At 67.2% G+C, this 19188-nt stretch carries 17 protein-coding genes and 2 tRNA genes; 7 read left to right on the forward strand and 12 right to left on the reverse strand.

The genetic code is table 11. The features are described from left to right. Positions 1-61 precede the first annotated feature (61 nt). Both CFP71_RS23900 and CFP71_RS23905 read left to right on the forward strand, forming a co-directional pair. A complete protein-coding gene (locus tag CFP71_RS23900; RefSeq protein WP_093936184.1) occupies positions 62-313 on the forward strand; it encodes a hypothetical protein in 252 nt (83 codons plus the stop codon). A gap of 93 nt (positions 314-406) precedes the next feature. After that, complete coding sequence (locus CFP71_RS23905; protein ID WP_093936209.1) at positions 407-1732, forward strand: acyltransferase family protein; 1326 nt, start codon at positions 407-409, stop codon at positions 1730-1732. Here CFP71_RS23905 and CFP71_RS23910 read toward each other — a convergent pair. The 8 genes from CFP71_RS23910 to CFP71_RS23945 form a co-directional block, all read right to left on the reverse strand. Next, positions 1722-2618, reverse strand: coding sequence for an amidohydrolase family protein (locus CFP71_RS23910; RefSeq protein ID WP_093936185.1), 897 nt, complete (start codon positions 2616-2618; stop codon positions 1722-1724). The genes CFP71_RS23905 and CFP71_RS23910 overlap by 11 nt on opposite strands. Further along, positions 2615-3097, reverse strand: coding sequence for an SsrA-binding protein SmpB (smpB, locus tag CFP71_RS23915; protein WP_034322147.1), 483 nt, complete (start codon positions 3095-3097; stop codon positions 2615-2617). The genes CFP71_RS23910 and smpB overlap by 4 nt, the downstream gene beginning before the upstream one ends. A gap of 51 nt (positions 3098-3148) precedes the next feature. Then, complete coding sequence (gene ftsX / locus CFP71_RS23920; protein WP_093936186.1) at positions 3149-4042, reverse strand: permease-like cell division protein FtsX; 894 nt, start codon at positions 4040-4042, stop codon at positions 3149-3151. 51 nt (positions 4043-4093) lie between these two features. Continuing rightward, positions 4094-4783 (reverse strand): cell division ATP-binding protein FtsE, encoded by a 690-nt coding sequence (gene ftsE, locus CFP71_RS23925; protein ID WP_005168409.1) that lies wholly within the window; start codon positions 4781-4783, stop codon positions 4094-4096. Between the two features lie 135 nt (positions 4784-4918). Continuing rightward, on the reverse strand, positions 4919-6022 hold the full coding sequence (prfB, locus tag CFP71_RS23930) for a peptide chain release factor 2 (protein WP_037345950.1): 1104 nt from the start codon (positions 6020-6022) through the stop codon (positions 4919-4921). Between the two features lie 66 nt (positions 6023-6088). Next, on the reverse strand, positions 6089-6589 hold the full coding sequence (locus tag CFP71_RS23935) for a PadR family transcriptional regulator (protein WP_020633847.1): 501 nt from the start codon (positions 6587-6589) through the stop codon (positions 6089-6091). Positions 6590-6866: 277 nt separating this feature from the next. Beyond that, positions 6867-6940: transfer RNA gene (locus CFP71_RS23940), tRNA-Met, on the reverse strand. Between the two features lie 83 nt (positions 6941-7023). Then, positions 7024-7617, reverse strand: coding sequence for a TetR/AcrR family transcriptional regulator C-terminal domain-containing protein (locus CFP71_RS23945; protein ID WP_093936187.1), 594 nt, complete (start codon positions 7615-7617; stop codon positions 7024-7026). Between the two features lie 93 nt (positions 7618-7710). Between CFP71_RS23945 and CFP71_RS23950 the strand changes: the two genes are divergently transcribed. Beyond that, positions 7711-9168, forward strand: coding sequence for an FAD-dependent monooxygenase (locus CFP71_RS23950; RefSeq protein WP_093936188.1), 1458 nt, complete (start codon positions 7711-7713; stop codon positions 9166-9168). Positions 9169-9404: 236 nt separating this feature from the next. Here the strand turns inward: CFP71_RS23950 and CFP71_RS23955 are convergent. Beyond that, positions 9405-9478: transfer RNA gene (locus tag CFP71_RS23955), tRNA-Met, on the reverse strand. 67 nt (positions 9479-9545) lie between these two features. Continuing rightward, positions 9546-12533 (reverse strand): UPF0182 family protein, encoded by a 2988-nt coding sequence (locus CFP71_RS23960; protein WP_093936189.1) that lies wholly within the window; start codon positions 12531-12533, stop codon positions 9546-9548. A 156-nt stretch (positions 12534-12689) separates the two neighbouring features. Here CFP71_RS23960 and CFP71_RS23965 point away from each other — a divergent pair, with 156 nt between their 5' ends. Then, positions 12690-13238, forward strand: a complete 549-nt coding sequence (locus tag CFP71_RS23965) for a PPA1309 family protein (RefSeq protein WP_093936190.1) — start codon at positions 12690-12692, stop codon at positions 13236-13238. 131 nt (positions 13239-13369) lie between these two features. Here CFP71_RS23965 and CFP71_RS23970 read toward each other — a convergent pair whose 3' ends face one another. Then, positions 13370-14374: a YlbL family protein gene (locus CFP71_RS23970; protein ID WP_208636025.1), complete on the reverse strand. Its 1005-nt coding sequence runs from the start codon at positions 14372-14374 to the stop codon at positions 13370-13372. A 203-nt stretch (positions 14375-14577) separates the two neighbouring features. Between CFP71_RS23970 and CFP71_RS23975 the strand changes: the two genes are divergently transcribed. Then, positions 14578-15927, forward strand: coding sequence for a zinc-dependent metalloprotease (locus CFP71_RS23975; protein WP_167406250.1), 1350 nt, complete (start codon positions 14578-14580; stop codon positions 15925-15927). A 6-nt stretch (positions 15928-15933) separates the two neighbouring features. On the opposite strand, the gene CFP71_RS23980 is transcribed toward CFP71_RS23975, so the two are convergent. Next, the gene (locus CFP71_RS23980) at positions 15934-16497 is read right to left on the reverse strand and encodes a M48 metallopeptidase family protein (RefSeq protein ID WP_005167498.1); all 564 of its coding nucleotides are present in this window, start codon (positions 16495-16497) and stop codon (positions 15934-15936) included. 163 nt (positions 16498-16660) lie between these two features. On the opposite strand from CFP71_RS23980, the gene CFP71_RS23985 reads away from it, so the two are divergent. Both CFP71_RS23985 and CFP71_RS23990 read left to right on the forward strand, forming a co-directional pair. Continuing rightward, positions 16661-17695, forward strand: a complete 1035-nt coding sequence (locus CFP71_RS23985) for a TOMM precursor leader peptide-binding protein (protein ID WP_093936192.1) — start codon at positions 16661-16663, stop codon at positions 17693-17695. 77 nt (positions 17696-17772) lie between these two features. Continuing rightward, entirely contained in the window at positions 17773-19113 is a 1341-nt protein-coding gene (locus CFP71_RS23990; protein WP_093936193.1) for an ABC1 kinase family protein, read from the forward strand. Positions 19114-19188: the final 75 nt, after the last annotated feature.

The raw sequence follows: 19188 nt of genomic DNA on the forward strand, positions 1-19188 counted from the left end.
CCGTCACTCACCTAACATGGGCAGACTGGTGGTGAGAGACGAGTCGAACCGAGGAGGACCCATGACCGACCGGCCCTCCCATCGTGTCCGCTTCTTCGGCGGCCCTCTCGACGGCCGCGTCCAGGAACTCGGTGACACCGAACCGATCGCGGGCACCGTGCTCAAACACGTCCATCTGCACGACGGGCCGAAGATCGAAACCCGGTACGAACTCGGGCGCGCCGAGGACGACTGCTGGGAATTCCGGCTGTGCTCCGCACCGGTCCCGGAGCCCGCGCCACGGCCCGAGCCCGAACCCGACGGTGTGGGGTAGGGAAAACTCCACCTTCGACGGGCGAAAACAGGAAGACCGATACGGCGGCACGCACTGCTGTTTCCGGGCATGGAAAGCACCAGGCTTCTTTCCATGCACACAAGCCAGAAACAGGGCCGGGACAGGTTCCTGGACATCGTCCGAGCGGTCGCGATCCTCGCGGTCGTGGTCCAGCACTGGGGAATGCCGGTGCTTTCCTACGCCGACGGCAAATTGTCCACCGGGAACGCCCTCGCGACCCCTGGCTGGTGGGTCGTCACCTGGCTGTCGCAGGTGATGCCCTTGGTCTTTTTCGCCGGTGGGGCGGCGAACCTGATTTCCCTGGGACGCGCCGAAAGCTCCCGTTCCTGGCTCGCCGCACGGCTGAAGCGGTTGATGATCCCGGTGCTGCCGCTGGTGGCCGTCTGGCTGTTCGTCCCGGACATCCTGCGCGGGATGGGCATTCCGGAGCAGCCGTTGCAGGTCGGCGGCGCGATCGCCGCCCAGCTGCTGTGGTTCCTGGCCGTGTACGTGCTCACCGTGCTGCTCACGCCGCTGATGGCCACCGCGCATCGCCGCTGGGGCCTCAAGGTTCCGCTGGTCATGCTCGCCGCCGCCGTCCTCGTCGACGTCGCCCGCTTCAACGACCTCGGCCTGATCGGTTTCGCGAACGCGATCTTCGTCTGGATGGCCGTGCACCAGCTCGGTTTCCACTACACGCGGGGCCGTCTCGGCTCGCTGAGCCGCAACGCCGCCCTGGGCATGGCGAGCATCGGGTTCGGCATCACCGCGCTGATGGTCGCCTTCGGCCCGTACCCGGCCAGCATGATCGGCATGCCGGGCGCGCCGGTGTCGAACATGAGCCCGCCCACCGTGCTGCTGGCCTTCCTCGCGATCGGCCAGATCGGTCTCCTGCTGGCCTTCAAACCGCAGCTGAACGCCTTGGCCGCCCGTCCGGACCTGGACGCCGCTCTCAAGTGGATCGGCCCCCGGTTCATGAGCGTCTACCTGTGGCACATGCCGGCGCTGATCGTCGTCTCCGGTGTCGCGGTCTACGGCCTGGGTTACGAGACTCCGGAACCGGGTTCCGTGCTGTGGCTGACGATGGTCCCCGCCTGGCTCGGCGCCTGTGGTCTGGTGCTCCTCGGTCTCCTGCGGCTGTTCGCCCGCTTCGAAACGCGGAGCTCTGGTCCCGCCTCGACCGCGCAGACGCCTCAGCTCGTCTTGGCCGGACTCGCGATCGCCGGCGGCCTGCTCGGGCTGGCCGCGCACGGCTTCGCCCCGCTGAGCGACGGTCTCACGCAGGGTCCGGCACCGTGGGTGGCACTCGCGACCGGCGGATTCCTTCTGGCGGGCAAGCAGATCCAGGTCACGGAGCTCGGGACGCGGCTGCTCGGCCGCGCGGTCTCGGTCACCGAGGTGGCGCAGCTCAAACGCTGAGCAGTTTCGCGGGGGTGTCGTGCAGCACCGCCCGCAGGAAAGGCTCACCCAGGCGATCGTCGGCCGCCCAGCCGGCGATCGCCTGCAGCTGTGTGGCGTACGAGTACGGGATGTTGGGGAAGTCGGTGCCGAACACGACGCGATCCGGGAATTCCGCCAGCAGGTCCGTCCAGTCCGGCGGGAGCGGGTTGCCGCGCAGGGTGAACTCGACCCCGACCATCGTGGTGTCGAGATGCACTCGCGGATACTTCCGGGCCAGCTCGAACGCGAAATCGATCTCCGGCATGCCGGCGTGTGCGAGCACCAGCGTCAAGTTCGGATGCCGGACGAGGATCTCTTCGAACAGCCGTAGCCCGGTGTAGGCACCCTTCAACGGTCCGTGTCCACAGTGGACGACCACCGGGACACCCGCGTCCGCCAGCGCGCCCCAGACACCGTCCAGCAGCTCGTCACGCGGGTCGTAGGCGCCGACCTGGACGTGCGCCTTGAAACAGCGGGCGCCCGCCCGCAGCGCACCGTCCACAACGGACAGGGCGGCCGGTTCGGGGTAGAACGTGCCCGTCGGCACGGCGTCCGGGACGCGTTCGGCGAACTCCAACGCCCAGGACGTCAGCCATTCGGCCATCCCCGGCTTGTGCGGATAGACCAGCGGCGCGAACTTCCGCACGCCGAACGAGCGCAGGGTTTCGATCCGCTCCGCTTCCGACGTGCGGTAATACACCGGCCAGGCCACGCCGTAGTGCTCCTCGGCCTGGTCGAAATAGGCCCACACCTTGTCCATGACCGGCTTCGGCAGGAAGTGCAGGTGGATGTCCACAAGTCCGTCGATGCCCAGCGCCGAGATCCACTCAGGGATCTCGGCGTCCGAAGCGGGCCCGTGGATCAATCGTTGTACCGGCCCTTCAGCGCCCGGCCCATGGCCCGGCTGATGGTGCGGTCCGCGTCGCGTTTGGCGATGTCCTGACGTTTGTCGTAGGACTTCTTGCCCTTCGCCAGCGCGATCTCGACTTTGACCTTGCCGTCCTTGAAGTACATCGACAGCGGGACCAGCGAAAGGCCGCTCTCCTTGGTCTTGCCGATGAGCTTTTCGATCTCCTGGCGGTGCAGCAGCAGTTTCCGGGTGCGGCGCGGGGTGTGGTTCGTCCACGTGCCCTGCACGTACTCCGGGATGTGCACGTTGCGCAGCCAGACCTCGCCGTCGTCCACCGTGGCGAACGCGTCGGCCAGTGACGCCCGTCCCTCACGCAGGCTCTTCACCTCGGTACCGACGAGCACGAGACCGGCTTCGTAGGTGTCGAGGATGGAGTAATCGTGGCGAGCCTTGCGGTTCGACACGATCACCTTGTGTCCACGTTCCTTGGGCATAGCGGCGACTCTACGTGAGTTTCTGTGTTCGGGCAGGTGGTTATCGGGCGGCTAGTGGCGCACGTACAGACGCAGCGTCACGTAGCCGGTGATCGCCGAAATGACGACCGAGACGGCGATCAGGATCGGTGCCACCGGGAACAGCAATTCGAGCATGCCGACCGCGGGGAACACGTCACCGGTGAGCACCAAGTCGAGCAGCAGCACCTTGGTGAGCACCAGGAAGACGATACCGATGAGCGCGCCGACAAGGCCGGCGACCACCGCCTCCAGGAGGAACGGCAGCTGCGTGTACCACCGGGTCGCGCCGACCAGGCGCATGATGCCGACCTCGGTGCGCCGGGTGAACGCCGACACCTGGATCGTGTTGGCGATCAGCAGCAGCGCGGCGATGGCCATGATCAGCGCGGCCCCGAACGCCAGGTTCCGCACACCGTTGAGCGCGTTGAACACGCGGTCCAGCGCCTTCTGCTGGTCGTCGACCTTGCTGACGCCGGGTTTGCCGGTGTACTCCTGGATGATCGCCTGGCTGCGCTCGGGGTTCTTCAGCTTGACGTGGAGCGACGCGGGCAGCGCCTCCGGCCCGGTCAGCGCGAGCAGTTCCGGCTGGCTCTCGAACATCTTCTTGAACCGCTCGTAGGACTGCTCGCGGTTCTCGAACACGACCGACTCGACGCCGTCGTTGCCCTGCAGGTCCTGGCGCAGCGACTGGCAGGCGGACTGCGAGCAGTTGGGGTCACCCGAACTGATGTCGTTGACCAGATAGACCGAAACCTCGACGTCGGCGAGGAAGTTGGCCTTCATCTTGTCGATCGTTCCGACGGCCAGCAGACCGAAGCCGAGCATGGCGAGGGAGACCGCCGTGGTGAGGATCATCGCGATGGTCATCGTGACGTTCCGGCGCAAGCCGGTGACTACCTCGCTGAAGACGAAACTGGCGCGCATCGGGGTTGCTGTCCCTTGGAAGTCGTGGGTAACGGAGGAGGGCGGGGCCGGTCAGCGGCCGATGCCGTAGACGCCTCGGGCGTCGTCACGGATGACCTTGCCGAGCTGAAGCTCGACGACCCTTCGCCGCATCGAGTCCACGATCGAATGGTCGTGGGTGGCCATGAGCACCGTGGTGCCGGTGCGGTTGATCCGCTCCAGCAGCAACATGATGTCCTGGCTGGTGTCGGGGTCCAGGTTCCCGGTCGGTTCGTCGGCGAGCAGCACGAGCGGGCGGTTCACGAACGCGCGGGCGATCGCGACACGCTGCTGCTCACCACCGGAGAGTTCGTTGGGGAGGCGGTCGGCCTTGCCGTCGAGCCCGACGAGTTCGAGGACCTCGGGGACGACCTTGCGGATCGTGGGGCGCGGCTTGCCGATGACTTCGAGCGCGAAGGCGACGTTCTCGGCGACGGTCTTGTTCGACAGCAGGCGGAAGTCCTGGAAGACGCAGCCGATGGTCTGCCGCAGGCGCGGCACCCGGCGACGGGCGAGCTTGGCGACGTCGAAGTTGGAGACCATGACGCGACCCTTGCTCGGCACCTCTTCGCGCAGCAGGAGACGCAGGAAGGTCGACTTCCCGGATCCCGAGGGACCGATCAGGAAGACGAACTCACCTTTGTCGATCTCGACCGACACCCTTTCGAGGGCGGGACGGGTCGAGGTCTTGTAGACCTTGGAAACCTCTTCGAGCCGGATCACGGTTCGGCATACTACCCATGCCCGTCGTTAAGCCCGGGTAGCCCGGTCCCGGCGGCCAAGCGAGCAAGGGACCTTTGCTGTCACTCTCTTCCGGAAAGTGACAGTAAAGGTCCCTTGCTCTCTCACGCAGGGTTGTTACGCGGCTCCGGACTGCTTGCGCCAGCGGATGCCCGCCTCCAGGAAACCGTCGATCTCGCCGTCGAGCACGGACGACGGGTTGCCGACCTCGAACTCGGTCCGCAGGTCCTTGACCATCTGGTACGGGTGCAGCACGTAGGAGCGCATCTGGTTGCCCCAGCTGGAGCCGCCGTCCTTGAGCGCGTCCATCTCGGCGCGCTCCTCCTCCTTCTTCCGCTGCAGCAGCCGCGCCTGGAGGACCTTCATCGCGGCCGCCTTGTTCTGCAGCTGCGACTTTTCGTTCTGACACGAAACGACCACGCCGGTCGGGATGTGCGTGATCCGCACCGCCGAGTCCGTCGTGTTGACGCTCTGGCCGCCGGGGCCGGACGAGCGGTACACGTCGACGCGGATGTCCTTTTCGGGGATGTCGACGTGGTCGACCTCCTCGACCTCGGGCATCACCTCGACGTGCGCGAAGGAGGTCTGACGACGGCTCTGGTTGTCGAACGGCGAGATGCGCACCAGCCGGTGCGTGCCCTGCTCGACCGAGAGCGTGCCGTAGACGTAGGGAGCGCTCACCTTGAAGGTGGCGGACTTGATGCCCGCCTCTTCCGCGTAGGAGATGTCGTAGACGTCCGTCGGGTAGTTGTGCCGCTCGGCCCACCGCAGGTACATCCGGAGCAGCATCTCGGCCCAGTCGGCCGCGTCGACGCCGCCCGCTTCGGACCGGATGGTGACCACGGCGTTCCGCGGGTCGTACTCACCCGAGAGCAGGGTGCGGACCTCGAGGCCGTCGATGTCCTTGGTGAGGGCCGTGAGCTCCGACTCGGACTCGGCCACGCTGGCGGAGTCGCCCTCGGCCTCGGCCAGCTCATAGAGGACACCCAGGTCGTCGAGCCGCTGCCGCAGCTCGGAAATGCGTCGCAGCTCACTCTGCCGGTGGGACAACTGGCTGGTGACCTTCTGCGCCGCTTCGGGGTCGTCCCAGAGGTTCGGGCTGGACGCCTGTTCCTCCAGCTCGGCCACCTGGGCACGCAGCGCATCCAGGTCCATCACCGACTCGATCTGCGTCAGCTTGCCGGCCAGGTCCTTCAGTGCCGCATCGAACTCATCACTCACGTCGGCCAAGGTTACGGCAAAACCCACGACCGGTTGCGGGGAACCGGTCGTGGGCACCTGTCCGGGTCAGGACTGGGGGATGGAATCCAGCAGTTTCAGTGCCGCTTTCGCCTGCGCCTGTGCGAACTCGGCGACCGCCTTGGCGTAGGGACCGTCGGCCCCCTTGGTGGCGGCCTTGGCCTCGTCGAGCTGCTGGGTGTAGCTGGCGCGCGCCGACTCGAGCAGGGTCGAGCGCTGCTTCACCGTCAGCGAGCCCGCGTGCACGAGACGCAGGATCAGCGGGCTGCGGAGGTGGTCAGGACCGGCTTCGGAGGACAGCCACGTCTTGAACGCCTTCTTGCCCGCCGCGGTGATGAGGTACTGCTGGCTCGACCGCGGGCCCTGCTTGCCGAGGCGGACGAGGCCCTCCTTCGACAAGGCGGGGAGCTCGCGGTACACCTGGCTGCGGGTCACGCTGAAGAAGGCGCCGAAACGCTCACCCGCCCCCGCGACCAGTTGCCCGCCCGTGGCGGGACCGTCGTGGAGAAGACCGAGCAGTGCGGCGGCTGTTGCATTCAATTCGGACACATCCTCTACGGTCCCACTTTTCGGAACCTGTGTCCACTGTGGTCAGCACATCTGTCCATTGTGGCTAGTGATATGCGCTCATTCGGCCCAACGGACTACGCCTGTCCACAAAGGACCGAACACGCTGCGCGACCGGCTTTCGCCACGGACAGCGGCACCCGTCCCCCGCTCCGACCAACGACAGCGGGTGATCGCCCCGGAGGGCGCACGCCGCAGAACCGGGAAAAGAAGAAGCGCGGATCTGCGATTTCCGCAGATCCGCGCTTCGTTTTCTCTGTAGCGGGGACAGGATTTGAACCTGCGACCTCTGGGTTATGAGCCCAGCGAGCTACCGAGCTGCTCCACCCCGCGTCGTTGTGTTAATAGATTACACGGGGGCGAAACCAGGTTTCAGGGGGGTGCCCTTAACTTCCCGAAGGGCCTTTGACCTGCCTTTATGGCGCAACTTTGTCATCAAGCCAGGCGAAGACGCCGTCGAGCACCATGGTCAGCCCGTCGCCGAATCTGCCCTCGACGTCCTCGTCGAAGACCCATGCGGTGGGCGTGACGTCGTAGCGCGGGTCTCGTTCGCCCGGAACCGGATAAACGGCCTGTTCTTCGATCGTGAAGCCGACGACGTAGCTGTAAACGGTGAACAACGCTCGTCCAGCCAGGTACGGTTCGAGCCCCGCGTCGACACGCCCTTGAAGCGGATTGTCACCGAGCAGGCTGTCGTCCGTCATGAAGGTCCCGGAGAAGACCTTTGCCCCGTCACGGTAAGCGAGCATCATCCGGCGCATACTCCGTGACGCCACCTCGAGGGTTTCCCGCTCCCCCAGGCCTTCCGGCACCCGGCCCGGCATCGCGTCGGCGTACATCCGTGTCGCCATCTCGTCGAGCAGCTCTTGTTTGTTCTTCACATGCCAGTACAACGCCGGCGCTTTGACGCCGAGCTCCTGCGCGATCAGGCGGAGCGTCAGCCCGTTGAGCCCGACGTCGTTGAGCAGCCGCAGCCCGGCACGGACGATGTCCTGCCTGGTCAGACCCACTTTCCACCTTCTTTCCAGCGGTGACACCTTGACAATTTAACGATGTTAAGGGCACGCTGGGCGCAGGTCAATTTAACGTTGTTAAGGAGTGGTATGAACAACCTGGGGACGGACGTGGTCGTGGCCGGAGCGGGGCCGACCGGGCTGATGCTGGCCCACGAACTCGCGCTCGCCGGTGTCGACGTCGTGGTACTGGAACGGCTTCCCGAGCGCACCGGACTGTCGAAAGCGCTGAACCTGCAACCGCGGACCGCGGAAATGCTGGAGCTGCGCGGACTTCTGGACGGTGCCGAAGAGCGTTCGTTCACGACGGTGCAGGACGGACACTTCGCGATGATCCCGGTCGACTATCACTGCTGGGACACCCGTTTTCCCTTCCAGTTGGGGATTCCGCAGGCACAGGTCGAGGAGTACCTGGAAGAACGGCTTGCCGCACAAGGAACGAAGGTGGTGCGCGGAGCCGAAGTAATCGATTTCGTTCAGGACAAAGACTCTGTCTCTGTCCGGTACCGAACAGACGGTGGCGAAACCCGGCTGCGCGCGAAGTTCCTCGTCGGCTGCGACGGTTCTCGAAGTGTTGTACGCAAAGGACTGAACGTGGACTTTCCCGGTGTGGACGGTGAAGGCTACGGCGTGGTCGCGGACGTCCTGTTCGACAAAATTCCTGACGGTGCGCAGAAACAGTGGCGAACGATGCGGAACGTCGGCGAGCCGACCGGCGCGACCACGTTCAAAGGCCTGATTCCGTTGGGAGAACCGGGTCTCTACCGCTTCGTCTACGGCGACAGGGGCTCGCGGCCCCAGGACATCCGGTCCGCCGTCTCGCATGATGAAGTCCGGCGGGCCCTGCTCGACTCGTACGGTGAGACAGCGACGGTGTCGGAAATCCGTTGGGCGTCACAGTTCTCGGACGCCGCGCGGCAGGCGGAGCACTACCGCGTCGGACGGGTCCTGCTGGCGGGCGATGCGGCGCACATCCATTTCCCGGCGGGCGGCCAGGGGTTGAACCTGGGCGTGCAGGACGCCATGAATCTGGGCTGGAAGCTCGCCGCGACCGTGCACGGCTGGGCCGGTGACGACCTGCTGGACACCTACGAGGCCGAACGGCATCCTGTCGGCGCTCAAGTACTGCACAACGTCGCGGCTCAGCTGGGCCTGACTCCGCGGTCTCACGAGGCTCGCGCGCTTCGCGACTTTTTCGCCGACCTGGTCGAGCTGCCCGAGGTGAACCGGCATCTGTCGGGCATGGTCTCCGGTCTCGGGATCCGCTACACGACCTACGGGACGTCGCATCCGGCGCTCGGCTCGCGACTGGCCGATCAGGACATCGCGACCGAAGCCGGGCCTCTTCGCCCCAGCACGCTCTTTCACAACGGCGAGTTCGTGCTCCTGACGACCAGCCTGTCCCACGTCGACGCCGCCCGGGCCCAAGCTCGCTCGCCACGCCTGACGACCCAGCTCGTCACGACCCTGCCCTGGCCCTCCACGGACGCCGTCCTCTACCGCCCCGACGGCTACGCCTGCTGGGTCGCCCCCACCCCGACGCGATAGCAAAGGTCCCCCGCTCCCCCGGCGACACCAAAGGTCCCCCGCTACCGCCGCCACCTCGGCGCGATACCAAAGGTCCCTTGCTCACTCCCGTAGCCTAGGCACCCGCGCTACCGAACGCTTCGGGGGGTCCAGGGGGGCGGAGCCCTCCCTGGCGGGGGTCCGGGGGTTCGACCCCCGGGGACAAAACGAAGGAGGCCCGGTCTGCGCAATCCGCAGACACGGGCCTCCTACCTCTGTAGCGGGGACAGGATTTGAACCTGCGACCTCTGGGTTATGAGCCCAGCGAGCTACCGAGCTGCTCCACCCCGCGTTGTGTCCCCTACTTTACGCCTGCGTTTCGAGCAGGCGCAAAGCAGGGGGCCTTTAGGTAAGCGACGTCACCCTCCGGGCTTGCTGGTGGGCGGTGCACTGGTCGCCGGCGGGCTGGCCTTGGCTGCCTCGTATGCCCGGTACGCGGCGTCGAGTGCGGAGAGAGCGGCGCCCTGGTCCGCGTAGTTGCCCGACTGCTGGGCAGCCTTGTACTTGGTCCAGGCGTCGTGCATGTCGCCCGCGGCCTTCTCGAGCGCCGGGTTGCCGCTGGCGGGTGGCGGCGTCGTCGGGCCCGGCGGCGGTGTCGTCGGTCCTGGGGTGCCGCCGCTCTGGGGCGGCGTGACCCCGGATCCGGTGCCCGCGCCGAAGACCTGGTCGAGTGCTTCGTTCAGCGTCGGCGCGAAGCCGATCTTGGTGCCGTAGGAGACCAGGACTCGGGCCAGCTGCGGATAACTCAGCTGGTTCCGTTGCCGGATGTAGACCGGTTCCACGTAGAGGAAGCCGTTGGCGACGGGCAGGGTGATCAGGTTTCCGTAGGTGACCGTGACGTTCGGGTTGTTGAAGAGCGTCCGGTCCTGCGCGACCCGGGGGTCACTTTGGAATCTGTTCTGGACCTGGACGGGTCCGTCCACCTGGGTCGCGCCACTCGCTCCCGTGGGCAGTCTCAGGACCCGCATTCGTCCATAGTCTTCGGGATCCGAAGACACCGACATCCATGCCGCCAGGTACTGCCGTTGGAGACCGGTCAGTGAACTGGTGAGCTGGAACCGCGACTTGGTGTCACCCGGCGCGGTGGCCAGGACGTAGTAGCCGGGCTGGTTGGCGATGCCGGAGGCGGACGCGTTCACACCGCCTTCCTGCGTCGGGTCCTGCGGGACGCTCCAGAAGGCCTGCTGGGCGTAGAACTCGGCGGGGTTGTTCACGTGGTACTTCGACAGGAGTTCCCGCTGCACCTTGAAGAGATCCTCCGGGTAGCGGAAGTGCGACCGCAGGTCCGGGGAGATCTCGCTGCTCGGCTTGACCAGGCCCGGGAAGACCTTCTTCCAGGCGTTGAGCACCGGCTCGTTGTCCTCGACCCCGTACAGGGTCACGGTGCCGTCGAACGCGTCGACGGTGGCCTTGACCGAGTTGCGGATGTAGTTGAGCGAGGAGTTCGCCTGGCGGGTGGTGCCGCTGAGCGAGTCGTTGGTCGCCTGGCCGAGCTGGGTCTGCTGGGCGTACGGGAAGTTGTTCATCGTCGTGTAGCCGTCGACGATCCAGATGATCTTGCCGTTGACGACCGCCGGGTACGGGTCGCCGTCGAGGGTCAGCCACGGGGCGGCCTTCGCGACGCGGTCCCGCGGCTCGCGGTTGAACATGATCTTGGATCCGTCGCCGATGGCGTCGGAGAAGAGGATGTTCCGCTCGCCGTATTCAGCGGCGAAGACGAGCCGGTTGAACCAGTTGTCGATCGGCACACCGCCGGAGCCCTTGTAGATGTATCCGCGGTCGACAGCGGTGTCGTACTCGCCGGGCGCCTGTCCTGCCGTGCCGCCGACGATCGCGTACGCGGCGTCGGTCGCGAGCTCGCCGTAGTAGATACGGGGCTCATCCACCTTGATACCCGGCTTGTTCGGGTCGGACGACCCGGCTCCCGACGGGTTCTGGGTGTCGCTGGTGGTGGCGATCGGGTAGCCGCCGTCGGAGTTGGCGTCCTTCAGCGCGCGGTCGATCGTGTTGGCCGGCGCGGCGACGAAGCCGTTTCCGTGCGTGTAGACGAGGTGCTTGTTGATCCAGTTCGTCTGGTTGCCGGTGAGGCCCTCGGTCTTGATCTCCTTGGCCGCGACGATGTAGTCCTGCGTGACACCGTTGAGGGTGTAGCGGTCGATGTCCAGCTTGGACGGGAAGCCGTAGAAGTTCTCACGGCCGACGCGCTGGGTGAAGGTGTCGCTGAGGATGTTCGGGTCGAGGAGCCGGATGTTCGGGACGGTCCCCTTGTCCGCCTTGATCTCCGCGGAGGTCGCCTCGGACTTGCCGGTGTAGTCCTTGTACTCGACATTGGTCAGACCGAACGCCTGACGTGTCGCGTCCATGTTGCGCTGGATCGACGCCGATTCCTTCTCGTTGGCGTTGGGCTTCACGGAGAACTGGTCGAGCACCGCGGGCCACGCGACGCCGACGAGCACGTTCGACAGGATCAGCAGCACCAACGCGATCGCGGGCAGCTGCAGGTTGCGCAGGAAGGCACCGGCGAAGAACGCGACGGCACAGATCACCGAGATGCACAGCAGGATCAGCTTCGCGGGCAGAACCGCGTTCAGGTCGGTGTAGGTCGCACCGACGAACAGCGGCGCTCCCCGGTCGGAGAGCAGCAGGTTGTAGCGGTCGAAGAAGTACTCGACCGCCTTCAGCAGCACGAAGATGCCGATGGTGATGGCGAGCTGCGCGCGGGTCGGGCCGGCGAGCTGGCCGCCCTTGCCCGCGAGCCGGATGCCGCCGAAGACGTAGTGGGAGATCAGCGCGCCGAAGAACGCGATGACGACCGAAATGAACAGCCAGCCCAGGAGCCAGTTGTAGAACGGCAGGTCGAAGGCGTAGAAGCCGACGTCGTTGCCGAATTCGGGATCGGTCTGCCCGAACGACGTGCCGTTCAGGAACAGCTGCACCACCTGCCAGTCGCTCTGCGCGGAAGCGCCGGCGATGAGCCCGGTGAGCACCGGGATGCCGATGCCGAACAGGCGGATCCGGCCGACGATCGCGGACCGATAGCGCGCGAGCGGGTCGTCGTTGCCGGAAACCGGCACGAAGACGGGCCTGGACCGGTACGCGATCATCAGACTGACCGCGAGCGAGCCCCCTACCAAGAGCCCTACGGCGAAGAACAAGATCACGCGGGTGATCAGCACCGTGCTGAACACCGTGCGGGCGCCGACCTCGCCGAACCACAACCAGTCGACGTAGGTGTCCAGCAGTCTCGCGCCCAGCAGCAGGGCCAGGATGACTACGGCGGCGATGATGAGCAGTATCCGGCTGCGCCGGGACAGCTTCGGCAGGCTCACGGGGGGCCGAGTGGCCACTGCACACGCTCCTGGTTTGGTGAACTTTTCGCGGGGGCGCGCGTACCGCGTGCGGCCCCTGATGCTCTAACTCTACGGATGCCGTCGGAAGTTCCCGGAACCCGCCCAAACCGGACTCGGAAGGCCGCGGTCCCGACCGCCTGGAACGATGTGCCAATGGCACCGAGTGAGCAGCAGGGCGTGGCCGGCCTGGCCCGCGAAGTCGAGGAGTTCGTCGCCTCCGGAGGATGGGATCAGCCGCCGCAGTTGTTCGCGCTGGTCCCGACCGCGGCGCTGCTGGACGAGCAGCCCGAATTGGCCGGACAACTCGACGCCTCGGCCCCGTTGACCCCGGTCGCCCAGGAGTCGCTGCCGGATGGGGATCTGGGTGAGGCGCTCGCGCAGATCGCGTGGCCCGATCTGGTGCTGGGCTGCGCGCTCGCGCAGGAGATCATCGTGCTGCCGCCGGATGCCGAAGCCGAGCTTCCGGTCGTGCCCGAGACCGATGCCGAACGCCTGCGTCAAGCGGCCGCCGACCACCCGCGCCGGACCGAAGCGCGGCTCGTGGCCGCCGTGCTGCGGGATGGTGCCGGAGCGTGCGTCATGCGGCTTCGCGGTGCCGGAAAGCCCGAAGAACCCGGTGACGTCCCCGTCGACGAGATCATCGAGAACCCGGAGCTGGCCCCGAACCTGCTGGAAGCCCTGAAGGCAACCCTGCTGCCCTGACCTGCAAAGAGAGAGCAAGGGACCTTTGCTATCGCGTGCCCCAGGACGCACCCGGCGATAGCAAAGGTCCCTTGCTCTCTCTTCAGTCGGACCTGCGGAGCGATAGCAAAGGTCCCTTGCTCCCGCGGCGGTCAGCAGGAGGCGGTGGGCCTGCCCGCCTTGAGGTTCTCGAGCTGCGTGATCGCCTCGTCCAGTGTGGACACCTTGATCAGGTTCAGGCCGTCGGGCGCGGCGGTCTTCGCCTCGGCGCAGTTGTGCGCGGGCACGAGGAAGTCGGTGGCGCCGGCCTCGCGGGCGCCGACCACCTTGAACGAGATTCCGCCGATCGCGCCGACGACACCCTTCTCGGAGATCTCACCCGTTCCGGCGATGTGCCTGCCGCCGGCGAGGTCGTCGGGCTCCATCTTGTCGACGATCGCGAGCGCGAACATCAAGCCCGCCGACGGACCGCCGACGTCCTGCAGCGAGATTTTCACGTCGAAGGGGACATCGGCGCGATCCACCGCGGTCAGGCCCATGAAACCTTCCGGGCCATCGGGCCGCTGCGCGAGCGTGAGCGGCACAGTGCGTTCGGCCTGTCCGTCGGACTTGAACGTGATCTGGACGGTCTGTCCGGGCTTCGTCCCGTTCAGCGCGGCCCGCACATCGGTCGCTTCCTTGACCGTCTGCCCGTTGACCACCAGAAGCCGGTCACCCGGGGCGAGCACCTTGTCCGCCGGGCTGCCGGAGACGATCGTCTTCGCGAGCACCTTCACCGGGAACTTGCGGCGCAGCGCGGCGACCTGAGCGGCGGTCTGCGAGTCCTGTAGCTGCTGGATGTTCTCCTGGCGGACCTGCTCATTGGTCTCGCCCGGCTTGAAGTACTCCTCGCGCGGCGCCAGCGCGTACCGGCCGCTCGCCCAGAGCCCGAGCGCGTTGAAAAGCGTGATGCCGCCATCCCGCAGGGAGACCGTCGTCATCCGCAGCTCGCCGGAGGTCTGGAAGACCTCGTGCCCGTTGACCTGGATCACCGACTGTCCGGCGGCGTCCTTGCCGAGCGTGTCGTAGGTCGGGCCGGGGCTGATCGCCACATACGGCACCGGGATGAAGAACCCGACCAGCGCGAAGGCGACGAACAGCGCACCGCTGACCAGCAGCGTCCAGCCGCGCCGGGTCAGCCGCCGCTCGGAGCGGTCCTGGTCACTCGCGGAGCCCGCGCGGGGCCGCGTTGCTGTGGTCTGCTCCGAGGGCTCTGTCACGCGTGACAGCGTACGGTGACGGTGTTCGCTTCTCGGTGAAGGCCACGCTCATCACTCCACTTGACGAGCTCTGCGTCCCAGGACCCGCGTACGGTGGTGCCATGAGCAAACCCCCGTTCGGCTTCGGACCGCCCGATCCCGACAAACGAGGCGAGAACGAGCCGTCGGATTCCGGCGGCCAGCCCTCCGGCGCCGAGGCCTTCAATCAGCTCGGTCAGATGCTCAGCCAGCTGGGCCAGATGCTCAGCCAGGCCGGCAGCTCGACCGGGCCGGTCAACTACGACCTGGCGAAACAGATCGCGTTGCAGAACCTCAGCAGCAGCGACAGCGGCGACGTCAAGCTCGGCTTTTCGTCATCCAGCGGCGGCGACTCGAACACAGCCGTCCGTGACGCCGCCCACCTCGCCGAGCTGTGGCTCGACGCCGCGACCATCCTGCCCGCCGGGGCCACGACGACCGTCGCGTGGTCCGCGCGTACTTGGGTCGAGAAGACCCTGCCCACTTGGCAGCGCCTCTGCGACCCCGTCGCCCAGCAGGTCTCGGGAGCTTGGGTCCAGGCCCTGCCCGAGGAGGCCAAGCAGGCCGCCGGCCCTTTGCTGTCGATGATGGGACAGATGGGTGGGATGGCCTTCGGCTCCCAGCTCGGCACCGCCCTGGCTCAGTTGGCTTCCGAAGTGCTCACCTCCACCGAGGTGGGCCTGCCGCTCGGTCCCGCGGCCACCTCCGCGCTGCTGCCGGCGAACATCGAGAAGTTCACCGAGGGCCTGGAGCTGCCGACCAGCGAGGTGCTGGTCTTCATCGCCGCGCGCGAGGCCGCCCACCAGCGGCTGTTCGCGCACGTTCCCTGGCTGCGGCAGCGACTGCTCGCCACCGTCGAGGAGTTCGCGAGCGGTATCTCCGTCGACACCTCGGCGCTGGAGCAGCTCGCGGGACAGATCGACCCGTCGAACCCGGCCAGCATCGAAGAGGCCATGTCTTCGGGCCTGCTCGAGCCGCAGACCTCGCCCGAACAGAAGGCGGCGCTGAACCGGCTGGAGACCCTGCTCGCGCTGGTCGAAGGCTGGGTCGACGTCGTGGTCGCCGAGGCCATCGGCGACCGCCTGCCGGGCGCGGACGCGCTCCGGGAGACGCTGCGCCGCCGCCGGGCCACGGGTGGCCCGGCGGAGCAGACCTTCGCCACCTTGGTCGGACTCGAGCTCAGGCCGAGGCGGATGCGGGCGGCTTCCGCGCTGTGGAAGCTGGTCGGCGACCAGCACGGCATCGAGAAGCGGGACGGCCTCTGGTCCCACCCCGACCTGATGCCGACCGCCGCCGACCTCGACGAGCCGCTCGACTTCGCCGAACGTCTCGGCGACGGCGAGTCGACCCTCGAAGGCATCGACCCGATCGCCGAGATCGAACGCACCGAGCGCGAGAAGAACAAGCCCAAGGACGACGAAGACAAGAGCTGAGGCACGTCAGTCCTCCGCCGCGATGCCCCAACCGGCGGCGGAGGACAGGCCCTCCAGGTAGCCGATGGCGCGCTCGGTCTTGGGATAGCGGCGCACGAGCTCCCAGAACGCCGCGTTGTGCCCTGGCTCTTTCAAATGCGCGAGTTCGTGCACGAGGACGTAGTCCAGCACCCAGGCCGGCACCCGGCGCAGACGATCACTGACCCTGATCGTCGCGTCGACCGGTGTGCAGGACGCCCACCTCGTCCTCATCGGCGGCACCCAGCGAACGCTCGCGGGTATCGCCTTTCCGTCCAGATACTTCGCCGAGAGCACGGCGCAGCGCGCCAGGAGCGCCTCGTCCGAGGCCTTCGGCGGCGCGGCCTGCCGCGGCCCTTTGCGCAGCAGCTTGCGCTGCATCTCGGCTACCCAGTGCTTTTCCTCGGCCCGGGTCATCCGGGCAGGGATCAGCACGACGAGGGTGTCCTCGTCCCAGTACGCGGTGACGGTCCGGTGACGGCGTTGGCTACGCCGTACCTCGACCTTGTGTTCGGGAGTGTCCGACGGATTCGTCGTGTCCCGGCTCCTCAATGAGGGCGTCCGTGCTTCGACCACTCGACCACGGTAAGGCCAGTCACCGACAACTCCGAGGGCCGAAAGGTCACAGCCTCAAGTTGTCCACAACGGGGTCAACCTGTGGATAACTCGCGTTCTTCTGGGCATCCGGTCGGCGCGCCGGTGCGATCCTGCGATCATGAACCTGCGCGAACCGGACCTGAGATCGATCATCCTGCCCGCCTTCCCGGTCCTGCTTCCCGGCCTGGATGTGCTGGAACGCGGAGACGGCGAGATCCAGATCGGCCTCGACCCCGCGCACGCCGTGGTGGTCGCCGGAGTCGCCACCGAAGTGGCCGAAGCCCTCCGAGGGCTGGACGGGACAAAGGCCGCCGACGACATCGTGCTCGCGCAGAGCGAACACGACGAACAGCTACGGGACCTGATGACGGACCTGGCGGCCCGCGGACTCGTGACCGATGCGGGCCAGCCTGAGCAGCACCCCGTGTCGAAACCGGAAACAGGACTCTGGTCGCTCCGCGCACGCCACCACCACGCGGCCATGACCGCGCGGCGCAGACGCACAGCGGTGGCGATCCACGGTGACGGCAGGCTGGCCGTGGCCATCGCCGTCCTGCTCGCCAACGGCGGGGTCGGGCACATCGACATCCGGGCCTCGGGCACGGTGCTCGAAAGCGATCTGGGCTCGGGCTACACCGAGGCCGAAGTCGGCATGCCCCGCCGGGAGGCGATGGCGCAGGCGGTGCATCGCGCCGGGGCGGACACGTCGACCACCAGGCTCTACTCGGACCGCAGACCGGAGCTCGTGCTGCTCACCGACACCGTGGTGCCTGCTCCCGAAGTGGTCGAGGAGCTCGTCCGGGACGGAATCAACCATCTGCCGGTGCGTGTCCGCGACGGGGTCGGCATCGTCGGGCCGCTGGTGGTGCCCGGCCGCAGCAGCTGTCTGCGCTGTGCCGACCTGCACCGCGCCGGCCACGACGAGTCCTGGCCGAGAGTGGCGAGCCAGCTCGCGGGACGCGTCCAACGGCCGGATCTGGGCGCCGTGCAAGCCTGCGCCGCGCTGGCCGCGGCGCAGGCACTCCGGCTGCTCTCACCCAGCGACCAGGCGCCGCCCGCGTGGAACGCCACTCTGGAGATCGACTTCTTCGACGGCGCGATCCGTCACCGCGACTGGCCGCCGCACAGCGGATGTGGATGCGGCGCACGGTGATACGGCAAGCGATGTAGCCCACACGCACGCCCTCAACAGGCTGCGAAAGCGGAGTGAATCAAGGCAGAATCGCGAGGGTGACCGACTCCCGCAACGCCGAGGACCGAGAATCCGCCATCCCCCGCAACGGGGCCGCGCGAACGGCCAAGCTGGCCAGCATTCCTCTCGGCATAGCGGGCCGGGCGGTCGGCGGCTGGGGCAGGCGACTGACCGGGCAGAGCGCCGAAGAGGTCAACGCGACGCTGTCCGCCAAAGCCGCGGAGCAGCTCTTCGAGGTGCTCGGCACGCTCAAGGGCGGCGCGATGAAGTTCGGCCAGGCGCTGAGCGTTTTCGAAGCCGCGGTGCCCGACGAGATGGCGAAGCCCTATCGCGAGGCTCTGACGAAGCTCCAGGCCGCGGCACCGCCCATGCCCACCAGGCAGACCCACCGGGTCCTCGCCGAGCAGCTGGGACGCACCTGGAAGCAGCGGTTCGCGGATTTCGACGACGAACCGGCCGCGTCAGCGAGCATCGGCCAGGTCCACCGCGCGACCTGGCACGACGGCCGCGAAGTCGCCGTCAAGGTGCAATACCCCGGAGCCGACGACGCGTTGCGGAGCGACCTTCGTCAGCTCCAGCGCTTCAGCAGGTTGTTTCAGGCCTTCGTGCCGGGAACCGAGGTGAAACCTCTCCTGGCCGAACTCGCCGAGCGGATGAACGAAGAGCTCGACTACCAGGCGGAAGCCCAGAACCAGCGCGATTTCGTGAAGGCGTTCGAGGGCGTCCCCGGGTTCCTGATCCCCCGCGTGGTCGCCAGCGCGCCGAAGGTCGTCGTCACGGAGTGGGTCACCGGCACTCCGCTGTCGAAGATCATCGCCGGTGGCGACAAGGAGGCACGGGACCGCGCCGGCCGCCTGCTCACCGAGTTCCACTACTCGTCGCCGGAACGCGCCCGGCTCCTGCATTCGGACCCGCATCCCGGCAACTTCATGCTGACCGCCGACGGCAGGCTGTGCGTGATCGACTTCGGCGGGGTGTCCCGGCTACCCGAGGGGATTCCGCAACACCTCGGCGAGATGACCAGGCTGGCGCTCGACGGCGAATCCTCGAAGCTCATGCGGCTGCTCAGGGAGTCCGGTTTCATCCGGGCCGACGCGGACCTGCGGGCCGACGACGTGCTCGCGTACCTGGCGCCGTTCACCGAACCGCTGGCGGGCGACACGTTCCACTTCACCCGCCGCTGGATGCAGCGGCAGGCGGGCCGGGTCGGCGACACCCGAGGCCGGGATTTCCGGATCGGCCGGTCCCTCAACCTGCCGCCCGAGTACCTGATGATCCACCGGGTGACCGCCGGATCGACGGGCATCCTCTGCCAGCTCGACGCGGAGATCCCCGCCCGCGCGATCGTCGAACGGTGGCAGCCGGGCTTCGCGGCCTGAGAAGTTATCCACAGGGAACGATGCGGTTGAGCCGAAACCGGGGGCGTTCGGGCGAGTTGTCCACAACCTCGCCAA

The sequence above is a fragment of the Amycolatopsis thailandensis genome (assembly GCF_002234405.1).
Taxonomy (GTDB): domain Bacteria; phylum Actinomycetota; class Actinomycetes; order Mycobacteriales; family Pseudonocardiaceae; genus Amycolatopsis; species Amycolatopsis thailandensis.